Origin of the sequence: Elstera litoralis, assembly GCF_000963705.1 — a bacterium.
Classification (GTDB): Bacteria; Pseudomonadota; Alphaproteobacteria; order Elsterales; family Elsteraceae; genus Elstera; species Elstera litoralis.
Genome location: NZ_LAJY01000177.1, coordinates 1 through 3246, shown reverse-complemented (window position 1 = coordinate 3246; position 3246 = coordinate 1). Strand labels below are relative to the sequence as shown.

Genomic DNA, 3246 nt, shown 5'->3' with positions numbered 1-3246 from the left:
ACACCGCGCGCGCGGTTGCGGGAGGCGGCAGCCAGCAGGTTCGGCAGGGCCGAGGGGCGCATATGGTCGAGATCAGCGGCGATGGGGTTCACCACAGCCAATTCGTCCTGCCCGCCGCCGAACGCGAGTGCATCGGCTTTGGCAAGGAAGGACCAGGTAACGGCCTCGAACAACCCGCGCCCGGCCAGCAGGCGTTTTTAGCTGGGTCAGGCGTTTTCTGCGCGGGCGAGATCGCCAGCGGGGGCAGGCCTTCGACGGCCATCGACACGGGAACAATCGAATCGAGCCCGTGAATGCGCAAGACTTCTTCGACCAGATCGGCCTCGCCCTCAATATCGTCGCGCCACGACGGCGGGATGACGGAAAGCGTATCGCCGGTTGGCGTTACGCCGAAGCCGAGCGCGGTCAGAATCCGCGCCTGTTCATCGTTCCCAACGTCAACGCCGCCGAGGCTTCCGCAGCGGCTGAGGCGGAGGGTGAGCGTGCGGCGCGTGTCGGGCACATTGCCCGCCTGAATGACCGGGCCGGGGGTGCCGCCGCAGAGATCGAGAATCAATTGCGTGGCGAAGGCCAACCCATCTTCGCAGAAGCCGCTATCAATGCCGCGCTCGAAGCGGTAGCGCGCGTCCGACAGAACCCCCAGCTTGCGGCCGGTGCGGGCGGTGCTGAGCGGGTCGAAATAGGCGATTTCCAGCAACACGTCCTGCGTGTCGAACCCGCAGCCCGTGCCCTCGCCGCCGACGATGCCGCCGAGCGAGACCACGCCGCTGCTATCGGCAATGACCGTCATGCCCGGCTCAAGTGTGTAGGTCTTGCCGTTCAGGGCGGCGAGGCTTTCGCCGTCCGCCGCCGGGCGAATCGTGAGATCGCCGATCAGCTTACCGAGATCGAACACATGGGCCGGGCGGTTGAGGTCCAGCGTCAGCAGGTTGGTAATATCGACCAGCGCCGAAATGGGGCGCAGGCCCACGGCTTGCAGCTTCTGCTTCAGCCACGCCGGGCTTTCCCCATTCTTCACGCCCTTAATCACGCGGGCGAAGAAGACCGGGCAGGCGCGATTATTCTCCGGCAGATCAATCGAGATCATGGGGCCGGGCAGGGGCTGGGCGGCAATCGCCGGAACCGGCAGCGGCTTCAAGGTGCCGAGGCCCTTGGCAGCGAGATCCCGCGCAATGCCGCGCACGCCCAAGGCATCGGCGCGGTTCGGCGTTACAGCGATTTCGATGACCGGATCGGCAAGGCCGAGCAGATCGCCGAGTTCCACGCCCAAAGCGGTATCGTCGGCAAGCTCCATAATGCCGTCATGCTCGTCCGACAGGTTCAATTCGCGCGACGAACAGAGCATGCCTTCGGAGGCTTCACCGCGAATCTCACCCTTCTTCAGCACCGCACCGGAGTTCGGCACGGTCATGCCGGGCAGGGCGAGCACGGTCAGCAGCCCGTCGCGGGCATTGGGGGCACCGCAGACGACTTGAATCTCACCTGCCCCAGTATCGACGCGGCAGACGCGCAATTTGTCGGCGTTCGGGTGCTTCTTCGCCTCAATAATACGCGCGGTGCGGAACCCCTTGAGGGCAGCGGAGGGATCGGTGATCCCTTCCAGCTCCAGCCCTACGCTGGTCAGCGCGTCGGTAATGGTTTCCAGCGACGCATCGGTATCGAGATGCTCTTTCAGCCAGGATAGCGGGAATTTCATCGGGCCAACCCCGTAATCAGCGAGGGAATGTCGAGCGGCGGGAAGCCGTAATGGTCGAGCCAACGGGTATCGGCGTCGAAGAAGGTGCGCAGGTCGGGAATGCCGTATTTCAGCATGGCGATGCGCTCAATCCCCATGCCGAAAGCAAAGCCCTGGTACTCCTCCGGGTCAAGCCCGCAGGCGCGGATGACGTTCGGGTGCACCATGCCGGAGCCGAGGATTTCCAGCCAATCGCCGAAATTACCGATCTTCAGTTCGCCGCCGCGCCGCAGACAGCCGATATCGACCTCCGCCGAGGGTTCGGTGAAGGGGAAAAAGCTGGGGCGAAAACGCACCGGCACATCATCCACCTCAAAATAGGCGCGGACGAAATCTGTCAGGCAGCCGCGCAAATGGCCCATATGAGTCTTTTTGTCGATCACCAGCCCTTCGACCTGATGGAACATCGGCGTGTGCGTCATATCGCTGTCGGACCGATAGGTGCGGCCGGGAATGATGACGCGGATTGGCGGGGCCTTGCTCAGCATCGTGCGCACCTGCACCGGCGAGGTGTGCGTGCGCAGCAGCATGCGATGACTGCCGTCCTTACCGGGCTCGGGCGCATCCGGCAGGTAGAACGTGTCGTGCATTTCCCGCGCCGGGTGGCCGATGGGGAAATTCAGCGCGGTGAAATTATGGAAATCATCCTCAATATCCGGCCCCTCGGCGACGGAGAAACCCATCTCGCCGAAAATTGCCACGATCTCGTCAATCGTCTGGCTGATCGGATGGATCTTTCCGCCGCGCTGGGCTTCGACGGGCAAGGAAATATCGATGCGCTCGGACGCCAGCCGCGCTTCCAGGGCTTTGGCCTTCAATACGGTCTGGCGCTCGGTAAGCCGCGCTTCCAGCGCTTGCTTGACCGTATTGACGGCCTGACCGAAGGCGCGCTTTTCGTCCGGCGGCAGCTTGCCGAGGCGGGCCATCAGCCCGGCCACCGTGCCGCTTTTGCCCAAATGGGCAACGCGCGCCGCATCCAGCGCGGCAAGATCGGCGGCGGCATCGAATTCGGCCAGCGCCTTGGCTTGGCTTTCCTCTAGCGACGAATGATCGCTCATCGGGGCACCTTTACGACGAAAGAGACGTGAAAATTCTCAAAAAGAAAGGGCCGCTCCGCAGGGGGAACGGCCCTTCCAATACCAACTCTGAGCAGTTAAGCGGCGTTACGCCAGACTTAAGCGGCCAGAGCAGCCTGGGCCTTTTCGACCAAGGCTTTAAACGATGCCGGCTCGCGCGTGGCAATATCCGACAGAACCTTACGGTCCAGCGTGATACCCGCCTTCTTCAGCCCGTTGATGAACTGCGAATAGATCATGCCATGTTCCCGCACACCGGCATTGATGCGCTGGATCCAAAGCGCGCGGAAGGTGCGCTTCTTGTTACGGCGATCCCGATAGGCGTATTGCAGCGCCTTTTCGACCTTTTCCAGCGCAATGCGGTAGTTGGACGAATTACGGTCGCGATAACCCTTGGCAAGACCAAGAATCTTTTTGTGACGGGCATGGGACGTT

General features: G+C 62.7%; 4 protein-coding genes. All 4 read right to left on the bottom strand.

Translation table 11 applies throughout. The annotated features are described in order from the left end of the window. Positions 1-173: hypothetical protein (locus VZ95_RS29210; protein ID WP_198148165.1), on the bottom strand; the 173-nt coding region annotated here is incomplete at its 3' end. Next, positions 89-1696, bottom strand: coding sequence for a phenylalanine--tRNA ligase subunit beta (gene pheT / locus VZ95_RS07975; protein WP_052711587.1), 1608 nt, complete (start codon positions 1694-1696; stop codon positions 89-91). The genes pheT and VZ95_RS29210, both read right to left, overlap by 85 nt. Further along, positions 1693-2793, bottom strand: coding sequence for a phenylalanine--tRNA ligase subunit alpha (pheS, locus tag VZ95_RS07970; RefSeq protein WP_045775380.1), 1101 nt, complete (start codon positions 2791-2793; stop codon positions 1693-1695). The genes pheT and pheS overlap by 4 nt, the downstream gene beginning before the upstream one ends. A 116-nt stretch (positions 2794-2909) precedes the next feature. Then, a partial coding sequence (rplT, locus tag VZ95_RS07965; protein ID WP_156995160.1) for a 50S ribosomal protein L20 occupies positions 2910-3246 on the bottom strand: 337 nt, incomplete at its 5' end.

Excerpts from the sequence above, each read along its gene's own strand:
- pheT (WP_052711587.1), bottom strand. The coding sequence starts at position 1,696 with ATGAAATTCCCGCTATCCTGGCTGAAAGAGCATCTCGATACCGATGCG.
- pheS (WP_045775380.1), bottom strand. The coding sequence starts at position 2,793 with ATGAGCGATCATTCGTCGCTAGAGGAAAGCCAAGCCAAGGCGCTGGCC.